26 protein-coding genes are annotated in these 26204 nt (G+C 57.3%); 9 read left to right on the forward strand and 17 right to left on the reverse strand.

Annotated features, from left to right (window positions below; translation table 11 throughout):
• Positions 1-8: 8 nt before the first annotated feature.
• Both dadX and FOT55_RS19090 read right to left on the reverse strand, forming a co-directional pair.
• On the reverse strand, positions 9-1082 hold the full coding sequence (gene dadX / locus FOT55_RS19085) for a catabolic alanine racemase DadX (protein WP_043143003.1): 1074 nt from the start codon (positions 1080-1082) through the stop codon (positions 9-11).
• A 76-nt stretch (positions 1083-1158) separates the two neighbouring features.
• Positions 1159-2463: a D-amino acid dehydrogenase gene (locus tag FOT55_RS19090; RefSeq protein WP_049295776.1), complete on the reverse strand. Its 1305-nt coding sequence runs from the start codon at positions 2461-2463 to the stop codon at positions 1159-1161.
• A 538-nt stretch (positions 2464-3001) separates the two neighbouring features.
• On the opposite strand from FOT55_RS19090, the gene FOT55_RS19095 reads away from it, so the two are divergent.
• Positions 3002-3319, forward strand: coding sequence for an antibiotic biosynthesis monooxygenase family protein (locus tag FOT55_RS19095; protein WP_025303104.1), 318 nt, complete (start codon positions 3002-3004; stop codon positions 3317-3319).
• A 46-nt stretch (positions 3320-3365) separates the two neighbouring features.
• Here the strand turns inward: FOT55_RS19095 and zinT are convergent, their stop codons facing one another.
• The gene (gene zinT, locus FOT55_RS19100) at positions 3366-4016 is read right to left on the reverse strand and encodes a metal-binding protein ZinT (RefSeq protein WP_147823887.1); all 651 of its coding nucleotides are present in this window, start codon (positions 4014-4016) and stop codon (positions 3366-3368) included.
• A 296-nt stretch (positions 4017-4312) separates the two neighbouring features.
• Between zinT and FOT55_RS19105 the strand changes: the two genes are divergently transcribed.
• Positions 4313-5848, forward strand: coding sequence for a SpoVR family protein (locus FOT55_RS19105; protein ID WP_025303106.1), 1536 nt, complete (start codon positions 4313-4315; stop codon positions 5846-5848).
• Positions 5849-5908: 60 nt separating this feature from the next.
• Here the strand turns inward: FOT55_RS19105 and fadR are convergent, their stop codons facing one another.
• Positions 5909-6628, reverse strand: a complete 720-nt coding sequence (fadR, locus tag FOT55_RS19110) for a fatty acid metabolism transcriptional regulator FadR (RefSeq protein ID WP_025303107.1) — start codon at positions 6626-6628, stop codon at positions 5909-5911.
• Positions 6629-6870: 242 nt separating this feature from the next.
• Here fadR and nhaB point away from each other — a divergent pair, with 242 nt between their 5' ends.
• The 3 genes from nhaB to FOT55_RS19125 all read left to right on the forward strand — a co-directional run bounded on the left by nhaB (position 6871) and on the right by FOT55_RS19125 (position 10539).
• Positions 6871-8436 (forward strand): sodium/proton antiporter NhaB, encoded by a 1566-nt coding sequence (gene nhaB / locus FOT55_RS19115; RefSeq protein ID WP_147823888.1) that lies wholly within the window; start codon positions 6871-6873, stop codon positions 8434-8436.
• 119 nt (positions 8437-8555) lie between these two features.
• Positions 8556-9086: a disulfide bond formation protein DsbB gene (dsbB, locus tag FOT55_RS19120; protein WP_004932277.1), complete on the forward strand. Its 531-nt coding sequence runs from the start codon at positions 8556-8558 to the stop codon at positions 9084-9086.
• A 691-nt stretch (positions 9087-9777) separates the two neighbouring features.
• Positions 9778-10539 carry an aspartyl/asparaginyl beta-hydroxylase domain-containing protein gene (locus tag FOT55_RS19125; protein WP_043143013.1) on the forward strand — a complete coding sequence of 254 codons (762 nt, stop codon included), beginning with the start codon at positions 9778-9780 and terminating at the stop codon, positions 10537-10539.
• 120 nt (positions 10540-10659) lie between these two features.
• Here FOT55_RS19125 and FOT55_RS19130 read toward each other — a convergent pair whose 3' ends face one another.
• The 4 genes from FOT55_RS19130 to FOT55_RS19145 all read right to left on the reverse strand — a co-directional run bounded on the left by FOT55_RS19130 (position 10660) and on the right by FOT55_RS19145 (position 13267).
• Complete coding sequence (locus tag FOT55_RS19130; RefSeq protein WP_025303110.1) at positions 10660-11106, reverse strand: YcgN family cysteine cluster protein; 447 nt, start codon at positions 11104-11106, stop codon at positions 10660-10662.
• Positions 11107-11228: 122 nt separating this feature from the next.
• Positions 11229-11885 (reverse strand): fumarylacetoacetate hydrolase family protein, encoded by a 657-nt coding sequence (locus FOT55_RS19135; RefSeq protein WP_004932286.1) that lies wholly within the window; start codon positions 11883-11885, stop codon positions 11229-11231.
• A 58-nt stretch (positions 11886-11943) separates the two neighbouring features.
• Complete coding sequence (locus tag FOT55_RS19140; RefSeq protein ID WP_225735592.1) at positions 11944-12906, reverse strand: lytic murein transglycosylase; 963 nt, start codon at positions 12904-12906, stop codon at positions 11944-11946.
• Positions 12907-12994: 88 nt separating this feature from the next.
• The gene (locus FOT55_RS19145; protein ID WP_033643340.1) at positions 12995-13267 is read right to left on the reverse strand and encodes a YcgL domain-containing protein; all 273 of its coding nucleotides are present in this window, start codon (positions 13265-13267) and stop codon (positions 12995-12997) included.
• Positions 13268-13403: 136 nt separating this feature from the next.
• Between FOT55_RS19145 and minC the strand changes: the two genes are divergently transcribed.
• Genes minC through minE form a run of 3 tightly spaced genes read left to right on the forward strand, consistent with a single transcriptional unit; the run spans position 13404 to position 15210 of the window.
• Positions 13404-14099 (forward strand): septum site-determining protein MinC, encoded by a 696-nt coding sequence (minC, locus tag FOT55_RS19150; RefSeq protein WP_025303113.1) that lies wholly within the window; start codon positions 13404-13406, stop codon positions 14097-14099.
• A gap of 25 nt (positions 14100-14124) precedes the next feature.
• Complete coding sequence (gene minD / locus FOT55_RS19155; protein WP_016927452.1) at positions 14125-14937, forward strand: septum site-determining protein MinD; 813 nt, start codon at positions 14125-14127, stop codon at positions 14935-14937.
• 3 nt (positions 14938-14940) lie between these two features.
• Complete coding sequence (minE, locus tag FOT55_RS19160) at positions 14941-15210, forward strand: cell division topological specificity factor MinE (protein ID WP_004932303.1); 270 nt, start codon at positions 14941-14943, stop codon at positions 15208-15210.
• 237 nt (positions 15211-15447) lie between these two features.
• Here minE and rnd read toward each other — a convergent pair whose 3' ends face one another.
• From rnd to FOT55_RS19185, 5 genes are all read right to left on the reverse strand, one after another.
• Positions 15448-16569, reverse strand: a complete 1122-nt coding sequence (gene rnd / locus FOT55_RS19165; RefSeq protein WP_025303114.1) for a ribonuclease D — start codon at positions 16567-16569, stop codon at positions 15448-15450.
• 81 nt (positions 16570-16650) lie between these two features.
• Positions 16651-18339 (reverse strand): long-chain-fatty-acid--CoA ligase FadD, encoded by a 1689-nt coding sequence (gene fadD / locus FOT55_RS19170; protein ID WP_025303115.1) that lies wholly within the window; start codon positions 18337-18339, stop codon positions 16651-16653.
• Positions 18340-18548: 209 nt separating this feature from the next.
• Complete coding sequence (locus FOT55_RS19175; RefSeq protein ID WP_021503867.1) at positions 18549-19139, reverse strand: Slp family lipoprotein; 591 nt, start codon at positions 19137-19139, stop codon at positions 18549-18551.
• 100 nt (positions 19140-19239) lie between these two features.
• Positions 19240-19941 (reverse strand): tRNA (adenosine(37)-N6)-threonylcarbamoyltransferase complex dimerization subunit type 1 TsaB, encoded by a 702-nt coding sequence (gene tsaB, locus FOT55_RS19180; protein ID WP_025303116.1) that lies wholly within the window; start codon positions 19939-19941, stop codon positions 19240-19242.
• Between the two features lie 79 nt (positions 19942-20020).
• Positions 20021-21937 carry an ATP-dependent DNA helicase gene (locus tag FOT55_RS19185; RefSeq protein ID WP_004932318.1) on the reverse strand — a complete coding sequence of 639 codons (1917 nt, stop codon included), beginning with the start codon at positions 21935-21937 and terminating at the stop codon, positions 20021-20023.
• Between the two features lie 133 nt (positions 21938-22070).
• Between FOT55_RS19185 and FOT55_RS19190 the strand changes: the two genes are divergently transcribed.
• The gene (locus FOT55_RS19190) at positions 22071-22415 is read left to right on the forward strand and encodes a RidA family protein (protein WP_025303117.1); all 345 of its coding nucleotides are present in this window, start codon (positions 22071-22073) and stop codon (positions 22413-22415) included.
• A gap of 63 nt (positions 22416-22478) precedes the next feature.
• Here the strand turns inward: FOT55_RS19190 and mdtI are convergent, their stop codons facing one another.
• The 4 genes from mdtI to zwf form a co-directional block, all read right to left on the reverse strand.
• The gene (gene mdtI, locus FOT55_RS19195) at positions 22479-22808 is read right to left on the reverse strand and encodes a multidrug/spermidine efflux SMR transporter subunit MdtI (RefSeq protein WP_016927446.1); all 330 of its coding nucleotides are present in this window, start codon (positions 22806-22808) and stop codon (positions 22479-22481) included.
• Positions 22795-23163 carry a multidrug/spermidine efflux SMR transporter subunit MdtJ gene (mdtJ, locus tag FOT55_RS19200; RefSeq protein ID WP_025303118.1) on the reverse strand — a complete coding sequence of 123 codons (369 nt, stop codon included), beginning with the start codon at positions 23161-23163 and terminating at the stop codon, positions 22795-22797. The genes mdtI and mdtJ overlap by 14 nt, the downstream gene beginning before the upstream one ends.
• 552 nt (positions 23164-23715) lie before the next feature.
• Positions 23716-24357 carry a bifunctional 4-hydroxy-2-oxoglutarate aldolase/2-dehydro-3-deoxy-phosphogluconate aldolase gene (locus tag FOT55_RS19205; RefSeq protein WP_025303119.1) on the reverse strand — a complete coding sequence of 214 codons (642 nt, stop codon included), beginning with the start codon at positions 24355-24357 and terminating at the stop codon, positions 23716-23718.
• 154 nt (positions 24358-24511) lie between these two features.
• Positions 24512-25987, reverse strand: coding sequence for a glucose-6-phosphate dehydrogenase (zwf, locus tag FOT55_RS19210; protein WP_033643346.1), 1476 nt, complete (start codon positions 25985-25987; stop codon positions 24512-24514).
• Positions 25988-26204 lie beyond the last annotated feature (217 nt).

The raw sequence follows: 26204 nt of genomic DNA on the forward strand, positions 1-26204 counted from the left end.
GCCGCGGCTCAGGCTTCGGTGACTACCGGCACCCGCGCCGCTAACGCCGACAGCAGCTCATAACCCAACGTTCCTGCCGCCGTGGCCACCTCGTCCACCGGCAGGCGTTTCCCCCACAGCTCCACGTCGGCGCCCAATTCGACTTGTGGACAGGGCGTCAGATCCACCGCCAGCATATCCATCGACACCGTTCCCAGGGTGCGCGTCAGCACGCCGTCAACCCACACCGGCGTACCGGTCGGCGCATGACGCGGATAGCCGTCGGCGTAACCGCAGGCCACCACGCCGATACGCTGCGTGCCGGCGGCGCTGTAACGGCCGCCGTACCCCACGCGATCGCCAGACTTCAGTTGCTGAATGCCGATGATCTCGCTGCTCAGCGTCATCGCCGGCTGCAGCCCCGTCCCCGCAACATCATTCCAGCAACCGCTCGGCGAAGCGCCATAGAGAACAATCCCAGGGCGGACCCAACTGCCGTGGGTCGAAGGGTGCCACAGCGTGGCGGCCGAGTTGGCCAGGCAGCGCGGCAACGGTATATCGACTGCCGCTGCCTCGATAGTGGCCATCTGCTGGGCCACGCCTTCCGGGCCGTCGGCGGTGGCGAAATGGCTCATCAGCGTAAGCTCGCCGATATTGGCAACCGCCTGCGCCCTGCGCCACACCTCATGCAGCCGATCGGGTGCGAACCCCAACCGATTCATGCCGCTGTTCACTTTCAGATAGACATTGAGCGGCGCGTTCAGCGTGGCGTCGGCGATCGCCGACAGCTGCCAGTCGCTGTGCACCGCCGTCGTCAGGCGATAACGGTCGAGCAACGCCAGATCCTGCGGCTGGAAGAATCCCTCCAGCAGAAGAATCGGCCCTTGCCAACCCGACTCGCGCAGCAGCACCGCTTCGGCCAGATCCAGCATGGCGAAGCCGTCGGTTTGCGCCATGCTGCGCCAAACGTGTTTGATGCCGTGGCCATAGGCGTTGGCCTTGACCACCGCCCAAACTTTGGCGCCGGGAGCGAAACGGCGCACCACCTGCAGGTTATTTTCAATCGCGCCGAGATGCATCGTGGCGGTTATCGGACGGGGCATCGGTTCTCCTTGGGGCAGCGTACAGCGGCCACGCGCGCCTGCGCGTGGCCGGAAAAGTCTATGACAACGTCGACGATTAACGTGCGGGATGCACGTCGTTCAGCGGAACCGCGTGTTGCTGGCGAAACCCGGCGCTGTAACGCGCCACCGCCAGGTCATCGGAAGGGATCGCCGGCGTAATGCCGGACATCAGATCGGACAACAACTGCCCGGAGCCGCAGGCCATCGTCCAGCCCAACGTGCCATGCCCGGTATTGAGATACAGGTTCTTCAGCGAAGTGCGGCCGACAATTGGCGTGCCGTCCGGCGTCATCGGCCGCAGGCCGGTCCAGAACGTCGCCTCTTCCACTCTGCCGCCGTTCGGGTAGAGATCGCGCACCACCATCTCCAGCGTTTCGCGCCGTTTTTGCTCCAGCTGGGTATTGAAACCGACGATCTCCGCCATGCCGCCGACGCGAATGCGCTGGTCAAAACGCGTGATGGCGATTTTATACGTCTCATCCAATACCGTAGAGAACGGCGCCGCCGCTTCGTCGGTGATAGGAATGGTCAACGAATAGCCCTTCAGCGGGTAAACCGGAATGGACACCAGGCCGCGCAGCAGCGCCGTGGAGTACGAGCCGAACGCCACCACATAGCTGTCGGCCTTAAACACTTCCTCGCCGCACTGGACGCCGGCGATCTTGTCGCCTTCAACCAGCAGACGATCGACGCCGCGGTTGAACAGGAAGGTTACGCCCGCCTGCTCTGCCATCTTCGCCAACTGTTGCGTAAACAGCTGGCAATCGCCGGTCTCGTCGTTCGGCAACTGCAGGCCGCCGGTCAGCTTGTGCGCCACCTGCGCCAACGCCGGCTCGACGCTACCGAGTTGGCCGGCTTCCAGCAATCGGTAAGGCACGCCGGCATCTTCCAATACCGCAATGTCTTTCGCGGCGTTTTCGAACTGTTGTTGAGTGCGGAACAGCTGCAGCGTGCCGCCCTGGCGACCTTCGTACTGGATACCGGTTTCCTGACGCAGCGCCTTGATACAATCGCGGCTGTATTCCGCCAGACGTACCATGCGGCCTTTGTTGGTCATGTAGTGTTCGGTGTTGCAGTTTTTCAGCATCTGCCACATCCAGTTCAGCTGGAAGCTGCTGCCATCGAGACGGATGGCCAGCGGCGCATGGCGCTGGAACATCCACTTGATGGCCTTAAGCGGCACACCCGGCGCCGCCCAGGGTGCGGCATAGCCCGGTGAGATCTGCCCAGCGTTCGCAGCGCTGGTTTCCAGTGCGGGGCCTGGCTGACGATCGATCACCGTCACCTCATGCCCCGCCTTCGCCAAATACCAGGCACTGGCTACGCCCACCACTCCACTACCTAAAATTACCACTCGCATCGCTGACTCCAGCCTAAGGCTTCACAAAGCATAATCTTCTGCTCACAGGAAATTAACTCAGTGAAAAAATCCGTCCAACAACTTCGTCATCAAACGTGACAATATTCACAATTAATTTATCGTCGATAGGTCATGCATTTGCAATAGCCACCTGAAAATAGCGATAAGATGCGGTTTAGAGGGGCCTATGGCGTCAAACCGCCGCTGAATAGATAGCAATGCTATCAATGATAGCAATCAAAAAAGGCGTAATAAGCAACATTGATTTAACAGAATATAAAAATACCAGCCAATACATAAGCAGAACAAAAAACCAATAAAATAAAAAATTCCAACATAACAAACAAAGAGAGCCCCCTCCCTCCGCAGCAGAAAAATCGCGTAAAATTACAGCTACCGTTAACCTTGCTTTCAGTGCTGGAATAAAACACCCGAGCCCTTAGCCCGCCCGTTTACATTAACGCTGCAGCACGATATGAACGTTAACGCCAGAAGCAACGCCTAAAGTTCACACTGTCGCTATCGTGGAGAACGCCTTATGTTCATCGCCATCTACCAATTTTCAGTCAAAACCGGGCACGAACACGCCTTTCGCCAGGCCTGGCTTGAATTGACCCAAGGTATCTATCTGCAGCGCGGCAGCCTGGGCTCGCGCCTGCATCAGGATGTGAGCGGGCAGTTTATCGGCTATGCGCAATGGCCAAGCCGAGTCGCATGGGAAAGCGCCGGTGATATTCAGTTGGATGAACGCTACCGGCAAGCCCGGGAACGAATGCGTGCGACCTTGCTGGCGGATAAAACGCTGTTTGAAATGGAAGTGACGGACGATTATCTGCAAGTCAGACCGTTTGACTGAGGACAAGCCCACCTAAGCGGGCTTGGGGTCGCGGGAGCGGGGGGCATCAATGATGCAGCATCTCGTCCACGACTTCTTTGGTCTGCAGTTGGAATGGGTAGTAAGTCGGCCAGTTATCCATTTCTTTCAGCAACGCTTCCTGCGAGGTGTTGCCCATAAAGATATGGAAATGCGCCGATTTGCGCGGGCCGATAATGTGATCGCTGAACTGCACGAATTTCGGCGCCACGCTGCCGGCTTCCTGGCATTCGAACAGATAACGCACGCCCTTTTTACCAGAGACATAGGTCAGGATCTTATGCCCGGCGTACTTATACTGACAAGCGCTGGCTTGGTCGCCGCGGTGAAACTCCATGACGCCGTTTTCAATACCGATGGTATCCACATCGGTGGCGTACCCTTTACGGTAATACGCCTTCACTTCTGCGAAGGTCTTGCTCTTATCCTGCGCCGCTTTCTTCTTGAACACCGGATCGAGATCCCCATTGAGCAGGTAAGGGTACACGGATTGCCACACACCCTCCCAATCCGCCAGGTCGCGATCTTTGACGTCCTTATCGTCGAACACGCCCGCCTCGGCCTTTTTTTCCACTTCCGTCAGCGGCTTGCCATGTGAATGATGCCCGTGGGCAAACGCCTGCCCGCTGATAAACAGCGCTGCCAGCGCCACCGCCACTTTGCCAAAATGCCTCGCCAAAATGCGCTCCTTGTCCGTTATTGAGAAAATGAAAAGTTACAATATAACATAACAACTTTCAATCCCTGTCGTACAACAGGCATGTGTTGCACGCCCTTGCCGCAGGGCTATACTCGGAGAAGACGCGCGGTGCTGTGCCGCCTTCTGCCAGGACGGGCGTCGAATTGAGCGCCGTTCGCGCCTTTGCGTACCGGCATTTTTATTTCACTGATTTGCAATGATTAATTATGACTTGAACTATGCTTGTTACAGGGTCTGCCGTTTGAGCAAGACCCGTGAATAATGAGGGTGCGCTGATGACTACTTCAACACATGAAAAGGTTAAGGATGATAAACGTCTGAGCGATGGACCGGACTGGACGTTCGAACTGCTGCAGGTGTATTTGGAGCAGATCGACCGCGTCGCCAAGCATTACCGGCTCGACACCTACCCCCATCAGATCGAGGTGATCACCTCCGAGCAGATGATGGACGCCTATTCGAGCGTCGGCATGCCGATCAACTATACCCATTGGTCCTTCGGCAAGAAGTTCATCGAAACCGAACAGCGCTACAAACAGGGCCAGCAAGGGCTGGCGTATGAAATCGTCATCAACTCCAATCCCTGCATCGCCTACCTGATGGAGGAGAACACCATCACCATGCAGGCGCTGGTGATGGCACACGCCTGCTATGGCCACAACTCGTTCTTCAAGAATAACTATCTGTTCCGCAGCTGGACCGACGCCAGTTCCATCGTCGATTATCTGTTGTTCGCCCGTCACTACATCAGCCAGTGCGAAGAACGCTACGGCGTAGAAGAAGTGGAACGGTTGCTGGACTCCTGCCACGCACTGATGAGCTACGGCGTCGACAGGTACAAACGCCCGCAGAAAATCTCCTTGGTGGAAGAGAAAGCGCGCCAGAAAAGCCGCGAAGAATATCTGCAAAGCCAGGTGAACACGCTGTGGAAGACCCTGCCACGCGTCGAGCGCGAAGAGTCGCCGGAGCAGGCTCGTCGCTATCCAAGCGAACCGCAGGAAAATATCCTCTATTTTATCGAGAAGAACGCACCGCTACTGGAACCTTGGCAGCGTGAGGTGTTACGCATCGTGCGCAAAGTCAGCCAGTATTTCTACCCGCAAAAACAGACTCAGGTGATGAACGAGGGCTGGGCCACCTTCTGGCACTACACCATCCTCAACCATTTGTACGACGAGGGCCGTGTGACCGAGCGGTTTATGCTGGAGTTTTTACACAGCCACACCAACGTGGTGTATCAGCCGCCTTACAACAGCCCGTACTATAACGGCATCAACCCTTATGCACTGGGCTTCGCCATGTTCCAGGACATCAAGCGCATCTGCCAATCACCGACCGAGGAAGACCGCTACTGGTTCCCGGACATCGCCGGAAAAGACTGGTTGGAGACACTGCACTTCGCCATGCGCGACTTCAAGGACGAGAGCTTTATCAGCCAGTTCCTGTCGCCCAAAGTGATGCGCGACTTCCGCTTGTTCACCGTGCTGGACGACGATCGCAACAACTATCTGGAAATTGCCGCGATCCACAACGAGGCCGGCTACCGGGCGATCCGTCAGGAGCTGTCTGCACAATACAACCTGAGCAATCACGAGCCGAACATTCAGATCTGGAACGTGGACCTGCGCGGCGACCGCTCGCTAACATTGCGTTATATCCCACAGGAGCGTGCGCCGTTGGATAAAAGCCGTCGCGACGTGTTGAAGCACCTGCACCGCCTGTGGGGCTTCGACGTGATCCTAGAACAGCAAAACGAAGACGGCAGCGTGGAGCTGCTCGATCGGTGCCCGCCGCGACCAACGCCGCTGTAATCCGCCATAACGACAAAGGGCGCCAAAATGGCGCCCTTTCTTAATTTCATTAATACGCAATCAGCGACGCGCTTCGGTCAGATCGCTCGGCATGGTGCCCTGCATGCTCTGCCAAATCGCCCCGCTGTCTTTACCGTAGTTGCGCACGGTGTCCATCACCTGGTCGTACAGCTTCTCATGGCACAGCGTGGACAGCTTGCTGTAGAAGGTCAGCGCCAGCTTGCGCGCTTCCGGGTTGGAGAAGTAGTAACGGCCCACGCGGGTGTACAGCCCTTTCAGGCCGTTGAAAATCAAGCCGTAGATCGGGTTGCCAGAAGCGAACGCCAAACCACGGAAGATCTCGTAATCGAGCAGATTGAACGCGTCTGCCTGATCTTCTACCTCGGCGGCTTTCGCCAGCACTTCCTGGGCCTGTTCCGGATGATTGCGCACCGCGGCGCGAATAAAGATCGACGCGATATTGGTGCGCACGGACAGCAGGTTATCGATCAGCTGCGGGACACTTTTGTGATCGAGACGGGCTACGGTCTCAAGGATATTGAGGCCGGACGTTTCCCAGAAATTGTTCACTTTGGTCGGTTTGCCATGCTGAATGGTCAACCAACCATCGCGGGCCAGACGTTGCAACACTTCACGTAACGTAGTGCGCGTGACGCCAATCAACTCCGAAAGCTCACGCTCCGCGGGCAAAATAGAGCCAGGGGGGAAGCGATTATTCCAAATACTCTCAATAATGTACTCTTCCGCGAAACCGGCAGGACTCTGCGCCTTTATGACCATGTGTTTGACGTTCCGTTGCGACGATAAAATCAGTAAAAGTAATCAGCTCATCATACCAGATCGTGCTGACATGACATAGCGTGAGCGAAAAACAATAAACGAAAGTGTGCATAAAGTGGCAAAAAACGCGCAAAAACACCGGCCGAAGGAAATTTGCCGCCGTAAAACAAGCTCCGGTTGCACACGCCCCCACCGCATTGTTAGGGTACGTGCTACGACTGATTAAGGATGCATAGAGGACAATGGAAACAACCCTGCGCAGCGCCCTGCTCAAAAATTTTCTGGGGCAATCTCCCGACTGGTACAAACTGACCATTCTCATTTTTCTGGCGATCAACCCCCTGGTGTTCTTTTTCGCCAGCCCGTTTATTGCGGGTTGGCTGCTGGTGGTCGAGTTCATCTTTACCCTGGCGATGGCACTGAAATGCTACCCGTTGCTGCCGGGCGGCCTGCTGGCGCTAGAGGCCGTGGCCATCGGCATGACCAGCCCGGCGCAGGTTTCGCAGGAAATCGAACATAATCTGGAAGTGTTGCTGCTGCTGATCTTTATGGTGGCAGGCATCTACTTTATGAAGCAGCTGCTGCTGTTCGTGTTCACCAAGCTGCTGCTCAACATCCGTTCGAAAACGCTGCTGTCGCTGGCGTTTTGCCTGGCCGCCGCCTTCCTTTCTGCCTTCCTCGACGCGCTGACGGTCGTGGCGGTAGTGATCAGCGTGGCCACCGGTTTCTATTCCATCTATCACAACGTGACGTCAAACCGCCCTGACGGCGACATTGGCGATGACAGTGATTTTACCGGCGAAGAGCGCAAACAGACGCTGGAGCAATTCCGCGCCTTTCTGCGCAGCCTGCTGATGCACGCCGGCGTCGGCACCGCGCTCGGCGGGGTCATGACCATGGTGGGCGAGCCGCAAAACCTGATTATCGCCAAAAACGCGGGCTGGGGTTTTATCGATTTCTTCCTGCGTATGGCGCCGGTCACGCTGCCGGTGTTGGTGTGCGGCCTGCTGGTGTGTTGGCTGGTAGAATGTTTTCGCCTGTTTGGCTACGGCGCGCAATTGCCGGGAGCGGTGCGCGACGTGCTGAAAGAGTATGACCGCAAGGCCAGCGCAGGCCGTAGCAAACAAGAACGGCTTAAATTGGTGATGCAGGCGCTGATCGGCGTTTGGCTGGTGCTGGCGTTGGCCTTCCATCTGGCAGAAGTTGGGCTGATCGGCCTGTCGGTCATCGTTCTCGCCACCTCCCTGTGCGGCGTGAATGACGAGCACGCCATCGGCAAAGCGTTCCAGGAAGCGCTGCCATTCACCGCTCTGCTGACGGTGTTCTTCACCGTGGTCGCAGTGATCATCGAACAGCACCTGTTCAGCCCGGTGATCCAGTTTGTGCTGCGCGCCGAGCCCTCCTCTCAGCTTTCGCTGTTCTACCTGTTCAACGGCCTGCTGTCGTCGGTTTCCGACAACGTGTTCGTCGGCACCGTTTACATCAACGAGGCGCGCACCGCGCTGGAAACCGGCGCGATCGGGCTGAAGCAGTTCGAGCTGCTGGCGGTCGCCATCAATACCGGCACCAACCTGCCCTCGGTCGCCACCCCTAATGGGCAGGCGGCGTTTCTGTTCCTGCTGACGTCGGCATTGGCGCCGCTGGTGCGTCTGTCGTATGGCCGCATGGTCTGGATGGCCCTGCCTTATACGGTGGTGTTGACGGTAGTTGGCCTGCTGTGCGTCCAATTCACTTTGGAGCCGGCGACCGAGCTGTTGACGCAGTGGCATTGGCTGACGCTGCCGCCCATCGACACCGTCAGCCACTGAGACGGCGCCGGCAGGGTGAACCGATATTTTTACGCTGAAACCGGCCCAAGTGGCTGGCAGCGAGGGGGAATTGGTTTACACTGCCGGTTCAATTGCTTACTGCATGGAAGAATCTAGATATGTTGCAATTCTTTAACCGCTGTTCACAAGGACGCGGCGCCTGGCTGCTGATGGCCCTGACAGCGTTGGTGTTGGAACTGGTCGCGCTCTATTTCCAGCACGTTATGCTGCTGCAGCCGTGCGTGATGTGCATTTACGAGCGTTGCGCGCTATTCGGCATCCTCGGCGCCTCGTTGGTAGGCGCTATCGCGCCGAAAACCCCGCTGCGCTACGCGGCGATCTTGCTGTGGATCTACAGCGCCTGGGAAGGCGTACAGCTGGCGTGGAAGCACACCATGATCCAGTTGCATCCTTCGCCATTCAATACCTGCGATTTCTTCGTCAGCTTCCCGTCCTGGCTGCCGCTGGACAAATGGTTGCCGGCGGTGTTCCACGCTTCCGGTGACTGTTCCGTGCGTCAATGGCAGTTCCTGACGCTGGAAATGCCACAATGGCTGGTTGGTATCTTCGGCGCCTATCTGCTGGTGGCGCTGATTGTACTGATCGCACAGTTTGTCCGCCCACGCCGCCGCGATCTGTTCGGCCGCTGAACGGCAGACAAACAAAAAACGGCGCCACCAGGCGCCGTTTTTTTAGGGTATTACTGTCAAATTCAGAGATAACCCCATTTCAGGTATGTGTAAGGAAGTAAACGAGCACGATTAGCGCTCCAGCTACGGCAAACAGACGGACCATTTTCATTGTTATGCTCTCGAACTTGCGGGAGAGCGGCCAAATTACCCAACTTATCGTTTGAAAAGAAGCATCCCGGCTCAGTTCAGCACGTAATTTACATAACATTAAACTTCTGCAATACCGGCGGCTAAAACCGGCCCTTCCTTTCAACCTTCGAGCATCAATAAATTACCGTTACTTATGAACGACTGCGCCTTTGTCACATTCAGAGCACAATATTTTGGTGAAGTTTACCCATAAAATCCTTATAGTATCGGCAACGTGAGTACTACCGATTTCCCTGGTGTTGTTGTGTGTCTTGCCCCTCATCTTTGCAGGGGCTTTTTTCCCCTATCCCCCATCACGCAACCCCTTACCCGCCTTAAATAAATTGTTGGAATTTCCCTCTATCCGGCACCAAGCATCAACGCCATTCGCGCATTAAAGATTAAAATCGTTCGCGATGCTTTCCCTATGCTGAATGACGTGTTGACTTTCACCCTTTCTTCCTGTGAGCCAGGCTTTGGCTGACTACTGCACATCATATGACATCAAGGACACGATACTATGCCGGATACCACATTGCCCCCTTCGTCTCAGCGCCCGTTCCTGCGGCGCATGCTGCTCAAAGCAGGGAAAAAATTCCTGCGCTGGAACGGCGATTTTCAGACTCGCCATTCGCTGATCTCCACCACACCGCGGATCGGTAATCATGAATTTAATTGGGTCACGGCGCTGGAAGCCCGTTGGCCTGCCATTCGCGAGGAGTTGGATCGGTTGCTGGAGCACCCGGAGGATATCCCCGCGTTCCACCAAATATCACCGGATCAGCAACGCATCTCCAAAGGGGATAATTGGAAAACCTTCGGGCTGTTTGTCTACGGGCAGCGGGTTGATGAGAACTGCGCCATTTGCCCGCAGACCGCACAGGCGGTCAGCGAGATCCCCGGCATGCGCACCGCCATGTTTTCGATCCTTAAGCCGCACTATCACATCGTCCCCCACAAAGGCCCGACTCGTGCCGTGGTGCGCGCGCATTTGGGATTAATCGTGCCAAAGGATCGGGAAAAGCTCTGGATCCGCGTTGACGACCAAATTCTGCACTGGGATGAAGGCAAGGTGATTTTGTTTGATGATTCCTACGAACACGAGGTTCGCAATGATACCGACGAACTGCGCGCTGTGCTGTTTCTCGATATCGACCGGCCAATGGACAAAGTAGGTACGGCGGTGAATAAACTGCTGTTCAGCCTGATCAAGGCCAGCCCGTATGTGAAGCAGCCGCTGAAAAATCTGGCTAACTGGCATCGCCGCGACAAAAAAGCGTGAAATGGCGGCTTATGCCATGAGCCCCACACCCGTTGGTTAGCTCAATAACGCAGAGGGCGGCATGTCTGAACACGCCGCCCTCTTGCATGAAAACGCGTATTGCTCTGCAGGCGCCCGCCTTTACCTAGCCCAGTCCGGCTTGTTGAGGATATGGTCCTGCCAGTCCACCACCTCGCTTTCACGCACCGCGATATGCCGCACCGTAATGCGCTCGCCGTGCATTGCCGCCTTGGAACCGCTCAGCAGCGGATGCCAGGGGAACAGCGGCTTGCCTTCACCGATCAGGCGATAGGCGCAGGTCGGCGGCAACCACTCGAAGGTGGTGAGATTCTCGCGCGTCAATTTGATGCAGTCTTCTTCCAGCTCGAAGCGCCGCTCATAGTTACGGCATTGGCAGGATTTGATGTTGAGCTGGTTGCAGGCTACGTTGGTAAAATAAATCTCGTCGGTATCTTCGTCGATCAGCTTATTCAAACAGCATTGCCCGCACCCGTCGCACAGCGATTCCCACTCTTGTTCTGACATTTCCGCCAGCGTTTTCTGTTGCCAAAAAGCGAGTTGTGACATGTTAGCGTCCGGTTTCGGTAAATGGATAAGTCACCTGCGCACAGGTTCGAGGGGGGACTATATAGACATTTTAGCCACAAGATGCAAGCTTTGCCGCCGACACCGCCGGCGGCAAGGAGAAATCAGATCACCCGGGTGCTGAGCGTTTTGCCGTTCAGGCTGATTTTCAGCATATCGCCGGAAGCCATCGGGCCCACGCCCTGCGGCGTGCCGGTCAGGATAATGTCGCCGGCGCGCAGCGTGAAGAAACGGCTCATATAGCTGATTAGCGGCAGGATCGGCGTGATCATGTCGCGCGTATTGCCCTGCTGGCGCAGTTGATCGTTGACGGTCAACGACAGCTCGGCGTTTTGCGGATCGCCGAATTCCGCCACCGGAATAAACCCCGACATCGGGCAGGAACCGTCGAAGGCCTTGGCCTTTTCCCACGGCTGGCCGGCTTTTTTAAAGCCCGCCTGCAAATCGCGCAACGTCAGATCGAGCGCCACACCGTAGCCGGCGATCGCCCGCGCAACGCGGTCTTCGTTGGCCTGTTTCAACGGCGTGCCGATCAGTACCGCCAGCTCCACCTCATGATGCACCGCACCGAACTCTTTGGGGATGGCCACCGGCTGACGAATATCGCACAGCGCCGTTTCCGGTTTGATGAATACCACCGGCTCGACGGAAACCGCGCTACCCATTTCCTTGATGTGATCGGCATAGTTACTGCCGACGCAAACCACCTTGTTCACCGGGAAATCGAGCAGCGAACCCTGCCAGTCTCTATGTTGATACATACCGCTTCTCCCAAACTGTAGAGGCTTGGCGCGCCAAGCCGATTATTGGTGTGCCGGATCAATGTCCGATCGCGTCCGCCATCATACCCACGGCGATAGCGAAATAGTAAGAGCGATTCCAGTGCATGAGGGTGCGGAAATTATCATAGACCAGGAACGTCCGGCCCTGCAGATCATCCGGCGCAATGATCCAACCGCGCTGAACGGCATGCGGCAACGCACTGCCATCCGCACGACGCACCCCGCGTTGTTGCCAGGCGTTGACGCTGCGCGCCTGCGCGTCTTTCAACCCCAGCTCGGCCCGATTGAAACCGGCGGGCAGTTTGACCTCACGCCCCCAGCCGATGCCGGGCTGCCAGCCCTCTTTGGACAAATAACTGGCCGTAGACGCGAAGACATCATCAATGTTGTTCCAGATATCGATGCGCCCGTCACCGTCACCGTCCGCCGCATAGCGCAGGAAAGAGCTCGGCATAAACTGGCATTGCCCCATCGCGCCGGCCCAGGAACCTTTCAGCGGTGTATCGCCGACGTGCCCCTGCTCGACTATCTGCAGTGCCGCCATCAGCTCCTGGCTGAAAAAGGCTTCGCGGCGCCCTTCAAACGCCAGCGTCGCCAGCGCGGACACCACATCTTCCCGCCCCTGAATCTTGCCGTAGGCGCTCTCCATGCCCCACAGCGCGATGATATAGCGCCCCGGCACCCGGTAGCGCTCGCCGGCGCGCGTCCATTGCGCGTGGCGCTGCCGGTACAGTTCGCGCCCCTGGCGCACTTTAACGGGCGTCATCACCCGCCGCAGATAGTCGTCCAGGGTTACCTTCTGCTCCGGCTGATTGCGATCGGCCTTGATCACCCGATCGACGAAATGGATTTGCGCAAAGGCGCGGTCGAGGGTGGCCTGACTGATGCCCTGCTCCCGCGCCCGGCGCTTGAGCTGTTCGACATACGCCGGGAACTGCGCCGGATCCCGGCCGCTCGTCGCCAGCGTCGTCTCCTGCGCCGCCTGCGCTGCGCCCGGCATCAGCACCCCGCCCAACGTCAGCCAGGCGGCCAATACAATTCTTCTTGCCGAAGGTGTCATCGCGCCTCCCCTGGCCGTGGCAACTGTCTCAGGCCTTGTCGCCCGCCAGATGCTGGTTGAGCAGGTTTTCTACCGGCGGCGGGAACTGCAGGTAATAGCCTTCGTCTTTCAACGCCTGCTTCACCTTTTCGATATCCGCCGAGGCCAATTTCTTGCGCTCATCGAGCGACAGCATCATGGCGAATTGCGGTACACCGAAACTTTTCATCAGCGCTTCCGGCACACGAGAGAAATCGTCTTTTTTTTCGACATAAAGATAAGTTTGATCGCGTTTCGGGCTTCTATAGATCACACAAAGCATTTTTTTAACTCTATTTAATTGAGGGAGCGTCTTGCCTGGATATAACTCTGACTATAACATGCTTATAGTACATCGGAATATCGCACCCCGAGTGGTATTCCGGGGATTTAAAGTTGCTGAGACTGAGTCAGGATAGATGTCACAATCGCCAATTGAGCTAAAAGGCAGCAGTTTTACCCTATCGGTTGTTCATTTGCATAATTCACAGCCCGAGGTAATACGTCAGGCGTTACAGGAAAAAGTTGAGCAAGCGCCCGCTTTTCTGAAAAACGCCCCTGTTGTTATCAACGTCGCAACGCTGGAAGGCGATGCGAACTGGAAAGAACTTCAACAGGCTGTCGCGGCAGCAGGCCTGCGCGTTGTGGGTATCAGCGGTTGCAGAGATGAGCGTCAAAAGCGCGCGATAGCCCGTGCCGGGCTGCCGCTGCTGAGCGAAGGCAAAGGCCAGAAGATGGCTGCGCCGGAGCCTGCACCTGCGCCCGTGGTGGCGGATAACGCCCCCGCCAAAACGCGCATCATCAGTACGCCTGTCCGTTCCGGCCAACAGATTTACGCCCGCAACTGCGATCTTATCGTGACCAGCAGCGTCAGCGCCGGCGCCGAATTGATTGCCGATGGCAATATTCATGTCTACGGCATGATGCGCGGTCGCGCACTGGCAGGCGCGTCAGGCGACACGCAATGTCAGATTTTTTGCACCCACCTGGCGGCTGAGCTAGTCTCTATCGCAGGGCAGTACTGGTTGAGCGACCAAATCCCGTCCGATTACGTCGGGCAGGCCGTACGACTCAGCCTGTTGGATAACGCTTTAACCATACAACCTTTAAATTAAGCCCTTTTGACAAGGAATCCATTTCATGGCACGCATTATTGTTGTTACATCGGGTAAAGGGGGCGTTGGCAAGACCACTTCGAGCGCGGCCATCGCTACCGGCCTGGCCCAGAAAGGCAAGAAAACCGTCGTGATCGATTTCGATATCGGCCTGCGTAATCTTGACCTGATTATGGGCTGCGAACGTCGGGTAGTGTATGATTTCGTGAACGTGATTCAGGGCGATGCCACGCTGAATCAGGCGTTGATCAAAGACAAACGCACTGAAAACCTCTATATCCTGCCGGCTTCGCAGACGCGCGACAAAGACGCGTTGACCCGCGAAGGCGTTGAAAAAATCCTCAACGATCTCGGCGAGATGGATTTTGACTTCGTGGTGTGCGATTCACCGGCCGGTATCGAAACCGGTGCGCTGATGGCGCTGTATTTCGCCGACGAAGCTATCATCACCACCAACCCGGAAGTGTCTTCGGTACGCGACTCTGACCGTATCCTGGGTATCCTCTCTTCCAAGTCACGCCGCGCCGAGAAAGGCGAATCGCCAATCAAGGAACACCTGCTGCTGACCCGTTACAACCCGGGCCGCGTCAGCCGTGGCGACATGCTGAGCATGGAAGACGTGCTTGAAATTCTGCGCATTCCGCTGGTGGGTGTGATCCCGGAAGACCAGTCCGTGCTGCGCGCTTCCAACCAGGGTGAGCCTGTCATTCTGGATGCCGAGTCAGACGCCGGTAAGGCGTACGACGATACCGTTTGCCGCTTGTTGGGGGAAGAACGCCCATTCCGCTTCATTGAAGAAGAGAAGAAGGGTTTCCTGAAACGCCTTTTTGGGGGATAAACCATGGCCTTATTAGACTTCTTTCTGTCCCGCAAAAAACAGACAGCCAATATAGCCAAGGAACGGCTGCAGATTATCGTCGCAGAGCGTCGTCGCGGGGACAGTGAGCCCCCGTATCTGCCTGATCTGAAACGCGATATTCTGGCGGTTATTTGTAAATACATTCAGATCGATCCTGAAATGCTGCATGTGCAGTTCGAGCAGAAAGGGGACGATATTTCGGTACTTGAACTTAACGTGACATTACCGGAATCGGAAGAAGCAGCTAAATGATTGCGACGCATTAATTACCCCCTGTATATTTTATGCAGGGGGTAACTGTATGTATATCCAGTTATTAAGCATTATCGGCAGCAAAAAATTGATTTTTCCCTTTGGGACAATTCCCAATTAACTTTGCCGCCACCTCGTTTAAAGTAAATTCTGGCCAGATTTACCTTCAACGCATTATTTCCTGCCTATATTCACCCGAGCAGAGTTTCCCTACCCTGCCCTGGTGATAACCAGCGATTAATAATCTTTCAGGATGTCCTGCAACGGCGCCATTAATAAATCGCCGCGCCAGCCGCTGATTAATTCAGGGCGACTCTCGCCGTCCTTCAGTTTCCAATGCCAGTTCAACAATTGGTTAATTTGGCGACGGGATGCGAGCAGCTCGCTGCTCAACCCGCTTTGCTCGCTGACGGTAGCGATAGCGGCCTTGATGTCCTTAAACACCTTCTTGTAGCCCGGCTGATCGATAAGGTTAGCCAATGGCGCGGGCAACTCGGACTCCTCCAGCGCTTCGGCTTCGGCCACCAGCGCCAGCAGCGTTTTGCCGTGATAACGGATCTCCGGCCCGCTCAGCCCCAGAGAATCCAGTTCTCCGAGCGAAGACGGCATATAGCGCGCCACCTGCCATAGGTTCTCCTCACGCACCACGAAGTTCACCGCCAGATCGCGCTCGCGCGCCTGGCGCAACCGCCATTCTGCCAACTTCTGCAAACAGCCGAGCTGACGCGGGCGCAGCTGCCAGGCATTGCTGATTTCGCGATAGGCCACTTCCGGCGCCAGCGTCTCGCTACGGCGTTGGCACAGCAGCAGGCACTCGTTATGGGCCGCAGCAGTCCAGCCGGCCTCTTCGGTCTCCTGCACCAGCTGTTTGGCCATCGGCAGCAGGTAGAACACGTCGGCGGCCGCATACACGCACTGTCTTTCAGTCAGCGGGCGCGCCAGCCAGTCGGTGCGCGACTCGCTCTTGTCCAGTTCAACCTTCATGTACTCCGCCACCAGCGTCGCAAAACCGCAGGAGAGCGGCCGACCGGTAAAGGCCGCCAGGATCTGGGTATCGATCATCGGCGTCGGCAGCGTTTTAAAGGCGTTGAGAAACACTTCAAGATCTTCACTGCCGGCATGCAGGAACTTCACCACGGCGGTGTCGGCCAGCAGGTCGACAAACGGCTGCCATTGCTTGATCGGCAGAGGATCGATGAGGGAGAGTTGTTCACCGTCGTAGAGCTGGATCAGGCCCAGCTGAGGATAGTAGGTGCGCGTTCTGACAAACTCGGTGTCCAGCGCAATCTGGGCATGCTTTCTCGCCTGCTCGCAGACCTGCTGCAATCCGGCATCGGTAGTGATCAACTGATAATTCAAAACATCATTCTCTTGTAGGATTCAAACACAACAACGCCGGCATTCACCGGCGTTGTTGATAGTCAGACGCGAAAGCGACACCTAGGCGGCATCGGCCGGCTTCGGCGTTTTTAGCTCATCGCGCAGTTCTCGCCGCAAAATCTTGCCGACGTTCGACTTCGGCAGTTCATCGCGGAACTCAACAATTTTAGGCACTTTATACCCGGTCAGGTGGCGACGGCAATGGGTCAACAGCTCTTCCTTGGTCAGCGAGGCGTCTTTCTTCACCACGCAGATCTTCACCGTTTCACCGGAGGCCTCGCTGGGCACGCCGATTGCCGCACATTCCAGCACTTTCGGGTGCTGGCTGACCACATCTTCAATCTCGTTCGGATACACGTTGAAACCCGAGACCAGGATCATGTCTTTCTTGCGGTCGACGATGCGCACAAATCCCTGATCGTCCACGGTCACCACATCGCCGGTCGCCAGCCAGCCATCTTTAAGCACTTCATCGGTGGCTTCCGGGCGCTGCCAATAGCCTAACATAACTTGCGGCCCTTTGACCCACAGTTCGCCCGGTTCGCCCGGCGGCACGTCATGGCCGTTGTCGTCCACCAACCGAATGTCCGTCGACGGCACCGGCAGGCCGATGCTGCCGCTGTAGTGTTTCAGATCGTAAGGGTTACCGGCCACCAGCGGCGCGCACTCGGTCAGACCATAGCCTTCCAGCAGGTGTTTACCGGTGGTTTTCTCCCACTTCTCGGCCACCGCTTTTTGCACCGACATACCGCCGCCGACCGAGAAACGCAGCGTAGAGAAATCGAGTTTGTGGAACTCTTCGTTGTTCAGCAACGCGTTGAACAGCGTATTCACCCCGCTCATGGCGGTGAACGGATATTTACCCAGCTCCTTCACCAGACCCGGAATGTCACGCGGGTTGGTGATCAGCAAATTACGCCCGCCCAGATCGATAAACAGCAGGCAGTTCACCGTCAGCGCGAAAATGTGGTATAGCGGCAGCGCCGTCACCACCAGCTCCTGCCCTTCACGGAACAGCGGCGAATAGGCGGCCTTGGCCTGCTCAAGGTTGGCCTGCATGTTACGGTGCGTCAGCATCGCGCCCTTCGCCACGCCGGTGGTGCCGCCGGTGTATTGCAGGAAAGCCAAATCGCTATTAATGATGTCCGGTTTTACATATTGCAGACGGCGGCCGCGCTGCAGCGCGCTGCGGAAGGAAATGGCGTCCGGCAGGTTGTATTTGGGCACCAGGCGCTTGACGTATTTGACCACGAAGTTGACCAGCGTGCCTTTGGCGGCCGAAAGCTGGTCGCCCATGCGCGTCAGGATCACGTGTTTGACCTGGGTGTTGAACACCACTTTTTCCAGCGTATGGGCAAAGTTGGAAACGATAACGATGGCGCTGGCCCCGCTATCGTTCAACTGGTGCTCCAGCTCGCGCGGGGTATACAACGGGTTGACGTTGACCACCACCATGCCGGCACGCAGAATGCCGAACAGAGCGATGGGGTATTGCAACAGGTTAGGCATCATCAGCGCGACACGGTCGCCCTTCTTCAGGCCCAGTTCATTTTGCAGGTAAGCCGCGAAAGCCCGGCTGCGTTCTTCCAGTTTGCGGAAGGTCATCACCTCGCCCATGTTGATAAAGGCGGGCTGATCGGCATAACGCTGCACGGCATGCTCAAACATTTCGATCAACGACGAATAGCGATCGGCATCAATCTCTGCGGGCACATCTGCCGGATACCGTTTTAACCAGACCTTATCCAAGGTATTACTCCTGAAATCATTACTAATTATCATCGCAGCCCTCAAACTCGCAGCCTAACCATAACAATATTTTAACTCAGCAGACCAGTTCGGGTTTTAAACATTATTCAGGTTGCGATGTACGTCACTAATTGTCGGATATTCCCTATCCCAAAAAGCAAAAGGGCGGCCTGAGCCGCCCTGTCAAATATGTTCACATCAAGCGTATGCTACTCGGTTACGATGGTTTGCACCTGTGCCGGACCGGGGTTGTACCAGCCATAGCCTGCGCCCCAGCCGGGCCCCCACGGACCACCGCGCCAGCCCCAAGGGCCCATCGGCGCAGGCGGCATCACCACCTGCTGCACCAGATGCCAGCGCTTGAAACCGGTCACGTTCATCGTTACGAAACGATATGGCGTCATGCCGATCCGCCCCTCTTTCAGGCCGGTGATAGGGCCGACGACGGTCACCAGTTGGCCTTTGAAATCGACCGGTTCGAGGAAGCCGTTCACCGTGGCCAGCAAGCGGCCGTTCGACGGTTCACCCAGTATCGGCCGCGCACCGCTGTCGAGCGGCACCGCCGCGATCTCCAGCAGCGTACGCCCTTGTTCGTTGGCGACGTTCACCACAGTGCCGCCGAAGCGGGCTTCCGCGCCAGTAAACAGGTTCGGTGCATTTTGTACCGAGGAAAGCTGAGTCACCGGCGAAGGGCTGGAGCCTTTGATCGCATCCGGTACGGTGACGCACCCGGTCAGAACCAGCGCGCCGCAGGCGACGGCCAGCAGCGACAGCTTTTTACTTGCAGTGCGGATTAACATGGTCGCAATCTCCTGAAATGCCTGTAACTTTGACCGCGTTTCGTCGTTCAAGTTGCAGGCCTTCATCGCCCGGCATCAACAACAGCACAATACGCCGCGATTACTCGCGGCCCGGCAGTTTTTTCCAGGTGACTTCATTGCGAAGATAGGTCGGCTCGGCGTTTTCCACCGCCACCGCCAACCCCTGTTGCCAGGCGTGCAGCGCCAGCGGCAGCATGTCTTGCGCCTGCGGCAGCAGCATTTGGCCGTCACGCACGCTCAGCGTAGAACCGTTGACCAGGTCGGGATAGGTTTGCCAGCCGGTGCCGACGTGGGCCCATTCGCCCTGCAGACGCTGTGCACGCTCGAGCGCCTGCGCCGGCGACAGCACCGCCTCGCCTTCGCTTTCCAACCAGCTGCCGTCCACTTGGCGTTCGAACTGCCCCCAGTAGACTTCCCCCATGCGCGCATCGATCGCTGCCAGCACGCGCGCCGCGCCGCTGACGCGCCAGGCGCCCTGCGCCATGGTTTGCAGCGTGGAAATGCCAATCATCGGCAAATCGGCGCCCAGCGCCAGGCCCTGAGCGATGCCGATGCCGATGCGCACCCCGGTAAAACTGCCGGGGCCGCGGCCGAAGGCCAGCGCATCGAGCTGGTTGAGCGCCAGACCGGATTCCGCCAGCACCTGCTGCACCATAGGTAAAATTCGTTGCGTATGCTCGCGTGGGCACAGCTCAAACAGGGCGTGGATTTCGCCTTGATTCCAGACGGCGACGGAACAGGCTTCCGTCGCGGTATCGATCGCTAAAATTCGCGTGGACATGCCAACCTCTGGCGGGAATAAAACTGGGTTTTTCATACAGGGCGCGCATTGTAGCACAGCCCCGTAAGCCCTTCATCTTTCACGTGGCCGACGTATCGGCGGCCTGCAGGAAGGCGATGGCCTGTTTCAGATCGCGGGTACGCGGCGTAGGCGGCAGGCTATTGAGGAACACCTCGCCATAAGGGCGCATCACCAGACGGTTATCGCAAATCACCAGCACGCCACGGTCGTCGGTATCGCGGATCAAACGGCCCACCCCCTGTTTCAGGGTGATGACCGCATCCGGTAACTGTACGTCATTGAACGGATCGCCGCCGCGCAGGCGGCAATCTTCAATGCGCGCCTTCAGCAGCGGATCGTCCGGTGAAGTAAACGGCAGCTTATCGATGATGACACACGACAGCGCATCGCCACGCACGTCCACCCCTTCCCAGAAGCTGCTGGTCGCCACCAACAGCGCGTTACCGGCGGCGACGAACTGCGCCAACAGCTGCCCTTTGCTGGTTTCCCCTTGCAATAAGACCGGCAGCGTCATCGTGGCGCGGAACTCTTCCGCCAGCTCGCGCATCATCTGGTGCGATGTGCACAAGAAGAAGCAGCGGCCGTTGTTGGCTTCGATTAATGGGCGCAGCATGCGCGCCAGCTGGCGCGCCCCACCGGGCTGATTCGGCGAAGGCAAAAAGCGCGGCACGCACAGCAACGCCTGTTTGGCATAGTCGAACGGGCTCGGCAACAGCAGCGTTTTGGCCTTGGTCAGCCCCAGCCGTTCGGTGAAGTGGCCCAACTGATCGTTGACCGACAGCGTGGCCGAGGTAAAGATCCAGCTGCCTGGCTTCTCGTCCAGCATTTCGCGGAAACGGTCGGCTACCGTCAGCGGCGTCAGCGCCAGCACGAAGTGGCGCGAATTGCACTCATACCAATAGCTGTAGCCCGGTTCCGTTACCGCCTTGAGGCGTTTGAGACGCGCGCGGTACAGCGTGGCGCGCTCAAAGGCGGCGTCCAGCAGCGCCGAACGCCCCAGCGACAGCTTCATCACGTCATAACACAGCTCCAGCGCGTCATCGAGCAGCAACAGAGCACGCTGCACGTTGGGTTCGCCGAGCACGTCACGCAGATTACCGCGGAACCCCGGTTCTCCCAGATTCAGACGGAAATCTTGCGTGCTCAGGCTGAGACGATCGGCGCTCTTTTGCAGCTGAGCCGCATCGCGCACCTCGGTGCGGTAGGCGATGGTGATGTCCTTCGCCAGATCCAGCAGCTGGCGGCTGGTGAGCTGCTGGCCGAAATACTGGCTGGCGATGTCGGGGATTTGGTGCGCCTCGTCGAAAATCATCACCTCGGCTTCTGGGATCAGCTCGGCGAAACCGCCCTCTTTCACCACCATATCCGCCAGGAACAGGTGATGGTTTACCACCACCACATCTGCATCCATCGCGCGGCGGCGCGCCTTGACCACGAAGCAATCCTGATACAGCGGGCAGTCGCTGCCCAGACAGTTGTCATTGGTGCTGGTCACCAATGGCCAGACGAAGCTGTCTTCCGCCACTTCGCTACAGGTGCTGATATCACCCTCTTTGGTCTGCGACGACCACTTGCGCAGCTGCACCAGATCGATCAGCGTCTGCCCCGCCAGCTCGCCGCCGGCCATCGACTGCTGCTCCAGCCGCTCCAGACACAGGTAATTGGAGCGCCCTTTGAGCAGCGCCAGCTTGCCTTTGTACTTCAACGCCTTGGCGACGGTGGGCAGATCGCGCGCATACAGCTGATCCTGCAGCGCTTTCGAACCGGTGGAGATGATCACTTTGCGATCGGCACGCAGCGCCGGCGCCAGATAAGCGAAGGTTTTGCCGGTGCCGGTGCCGGCTTCCACCACCAGTTCCTGCTTGAAATTGATCGCTTCGGTAACGGCTTGCGCCATCTGCCGCTGCGGCTCACGCGGTTTAAATCCCTTGATAGCCTGCGCCAATGCGCCGTCTGTTGCAAAATCGTCTGTCACGCTGTCTCTCTGCCGGTGTCATTCAACGGTGATTATGCCAAGCCTGCCGCCCGGCTACCACCCACTTTATCGCCGCGCTTTTTTATCACCGGCTGTGCTACCCTTAGCGCGACTATGATATGGAGATAAGCAAATGAATATCGAAAGAATTGATCCCGATCAGCGCTGGTCCGAAGCCGTAGTGCACAACGAGACCGTTTACTACACCAGCGTGCCGGAGAACCTGGACGACGACGCGACCGCGCAGACCGCCAACGCCCTCGCCGCCATCGACGTGCTGCTGGAACGCGTAGGGTCGGACAAAAGCCGTATTCTGGATGCCACCATTTTCCTGGCCAACAGCGCCGACTTCGCCGCGATGAACGCCGCCTGGGACGCCTGGGTGGTCGCCGGCAGCGCGCCGGTGCGCTGCACGGTGCAGGCGCAGCTGATGAATCCGAAGTACAAGGTGGAAATCAAAATCATCGCCGCGCTGTAAGCCTGAGCGCAGACGAAAAAAAAACCGCAGACGGCGACGCCTGCGGTTTTTTATTGCCCGCTATCAAGACAGTTTAAGGATCACCATCCCCGTCAGCAACAGCGCCAGGCCAATCCAGCCTTTGGCGTTCAACCGCTGGCCGAACATGATCCAGCCTGCGGCGATGGTGGCGGCGATACCGAAACCGCCCCACAGCGCATAGGCGATCGACAGATCGATACCTTTAACCGCCTGCGCCAGGGCGCTGAACGCACCGAGCACCGACAGCAGCGACAGCAATCCCAGCCAAATTTTACGGAAGCCGTCCGACATCTTCAGGAAGATGTTGGCGATAATTTCCAGTACGATGGCCAGCCCCAGGAACCCAATGTGGTACAACTCAAACTGTTGCATGGTTGTCACCTCGCGGGCTGACCTGTTTTCGCTCTTTGCGGGTACCGGATTTCACCAGCATGATGCCGGCGATCAGCGTAGCCAAGCCCAACACCTTCAGCGCCGAGATCGGTTCGTCGAACCACAGCACGCTGAACAGGGTGATGAACAGAATGCCGATGCCTTCCCATAGCGCATAGGCCACACCCAGCGCCACGCGTTTTATCGCTACCGACAACAATACATAAGACGCGGTAATCATCACGTACATCACGATGTGCCCGATCATGCCGCCATTGACGCTAGCGTATTTCATCGACAAGGTGCCGATGATTTCGGTCATGATGGCCAAACCTAAAAAGATCCAATAAATCATAATTTTTCTCCCAAACGGCGAATAACGCGCGCCAAGGCATATTTATCCCGATTTATCTCGTCGGACGGCCGCAATGCGGCGCGCAAGACGCAGAGATCCCTGGGGATAAACTGACCCAAACGCAAAAAGAATGTTTGCCCGGCTGAACGGTAATGCGAAGGCCTAAGCCCGCTACCAGCACCGGTTAAGGGAGAAAGACGCTATAGCTCGCTGCACCAGTGATGCTCACTGGCAAGGATCGCAGACAGGAAGAGTTGGCACGTAGAGGTTCTGAGGGTAGTTCCGTTAATAGTCATCATAATAGTTCTCTATTATCAGCCGCACACCGTGCGATTTGCCCAATATCCTCATAAAAGTAAAATTTTCAACTGAGATATTTTTACCACAGCCAAAATTAGAAAGCAAACTGCCGTTTTCATAAAAAAGCAGAAAAAAACGGGTTAAAAATAAGAAAGTTAATTGCGATAAAAATTAAAAAAGGCCCAACGGAGCGTTGAGCCTTGCGATATCCGCGGGTGAGCAAATAAGCGCCAACCCCAGGCCTGGCGCGGGTTACAACGCGGCGCCGCTGACCGCGCTGCGCGCCAGTTCAGTGATGCGCGCATAGTCGCCGCTTTCGAGCGCATCGGCCGGCACCAACCAGGAGCCGCCGATGCACAATACGCTTTTTAGCGCCAGATAATCGCGGTAATTGTTCGGCGTAATGCCGCCGGTCGGGCAAAAACGCACCTGCGGGAACGGGCCGCCGATCGCCTGCAGCGCCTTCACGCCGCCGTTGGCTTCCGCCGGGAAGAATTTGAATTCGCGCAGGCCGTAATCCATGCCCAGCATCAGTTCAGATACGGTGCTGATGCCCGGGATCAGCGGGATTGACCCCGCCGTCGCCGCCTGCAGCAAAGCGTCGGTCAGCCCCGGGCTGATGGCGAACTGCGCCCCCGCCTCGGTCACCTCCCGCAGCTGCTGCGGATTGATCACAGTACCGGCGCCGATGATCGCCTCCGGCACCTCTTTGGCGATAGCGCGGATAGCCTCCAGCCCGCAGGCGGTGCGCAGCGTCACCTCCAATACCCGCACGCCGCCGGCAACCAACGCTTTCGCCAGCGGCACCGCCTGCTCCAGCTTGTTGATCACGATAACAGGCACCACCGGCCCTGCCGTCAGGATCTGCTCGGCGCTGGTTTTCCAGTTTTTCATCGTTATTTCTCCATGACTCGCGGTTAACAATGGCACGCCCCTGCCACAGGGCTCCGCGCAAGCGCGCGAACGTCCGGCCGTACCGTAAGTGATGTGGCCCACGCGCAGATCGCAGGCAAAAAAAAGCCGGCAGACAGGCTGCCGGCATTGCGCATTATTCGAACTCGTTCCAGGAACGGCCGTCGCGGGTGATCATTGCCACCGAGGCCACCGGCCCCCAGGTGCCCGCCTGATAAGGTTTAGGCGCCTCGTTGTCGGCTTTCCATGCATCCATGATGGAGTCGACCCACTTCCAGGCCTCTTCCACTTCATCGCGGCGCACGAACAGCGCCTGAATGCCTCGCATGGTCTCCAGCAGCAGGCGCTCGTAGGCGTCCGCCACGTGCTCCTGGTTGAAGGTTTCCGAGAAGCTCAGGTCCAGCTTGGTGGTCTGCAGACGGTGCTTGTGATCCAGCCCCGGCACCTTGTTCAGTACCTGAATTTCGATGCCTTCGTCCGGTTGCAGACGGATGGTCAGCTTGTTCTGCGGCAGCTGCTGGTACGAATCGCTGAACAGGTTAAGCGGCGGGTTTTTGAAGTACACCACCACTTCCGAACATTTGGTCGGCAGGCGTTTACCGGTACGCAGGTAGAACGGCACCCCGGCCCACTGCCAGTTGTCGATATCCACGCGGATGGAGACGAAGGTTTCGGTGCTGCTGCTTTTGTTCGCGCCTTCCTCTTCCAGATAACCCGGCACTTTCTTGCCCTGGACGAAACCGGCGGTGTACTGCCCGCGCACGGTGGTTTCCCGTACATTGGTCTGATCGATGCGGCGCAGCGAGCGCAGTACCTTCACCTTCTCGTCGCGGATACGGTCGGTCGTCAGGTCCGCCGGCGGCGACATGGCGATCATGGTCAGGATCTGCAGCAGGTGGTTCTGGATCATGTCGCGCATCTGGCCGGCCTGGTCGAAGTAACCCCAGCGCCCTTCGATGCCCACCTCTTCCGCCACGGTGATCTGCACCGAATCGATGGTGCGGTTATCCCAGTTGGATGCGAACAGCGAGTTGGCGAAACGCAGCGCCAACAGGTTCAGCACCGTCTCTTTGCCGAGATAGTGGTCGATGCGGTAGACCTGGGACTCGTTGAAGAACTCCGCCACCTGATCGTTGATCACGCGGGAGGACGCCAGATCGGTGCCCAACGGTTTCTCCATCACCACGCGCGCCGGCTCATGGTTCAGCTTGGCTTCGCCCAACCCTTTGCAGATGGCGCCAAAGGTGCTTGGCGGCATGGCGAAGTAGTTGATGGTGGTGCGGTGTTTCTGATCCAGCATTTTACCCAGTTTGGTAAAGTTCTTGCTGTCGTTGACGTCCAGGTTGCAAAAGTCCAGGCGTGCGCTCAGCGTGGCCCAGAGTTCGTCATCCAATTTTTCTTTCATGAAGGTGCCAAGCGCTTCCTTGACCACTTCGGTATACGCTTTTTTATCCCACTCCGCGCGGCCGACGCCGATAATCCGCGTATCCGGGTGGATGTGTCCGGCTTTCTCTAACTGGTACAGGGAAGGCAGCAGCTTACGGCGCGCCAAATCACCTTTCGCGCCGAAAATAACCAGGTCACACGCCTGGGCTGTAGAGGTTACCGCCATGTTCATCTCCTCGTTGCAGGATATTTGTAATTTTCTTACATTACTAATGTACTCTGTTTGACTACGGCCAGCAAACCCGGTGCAGAAGCAGGAAAAAAGACCTCAAGATTCCAGCGGTAGCGCCAATGCGCGCCAGAGCCCGCACAGGCGGGCAAAACTGTAATTTTTCGTCTTTTTTGACGCTCTGTTACCATTATGAAAGTTAGACACAGGTCAT

This window comes from Serratia bockelmannii, from assembly GCF_008011855.1.
Classification (GTDB): Bacteria; Pseudomonadota; Gammaproteobacteria; order Enterobacterales; family Enterobacteriaceae; genus Serratia; species Serratia bockelmannii.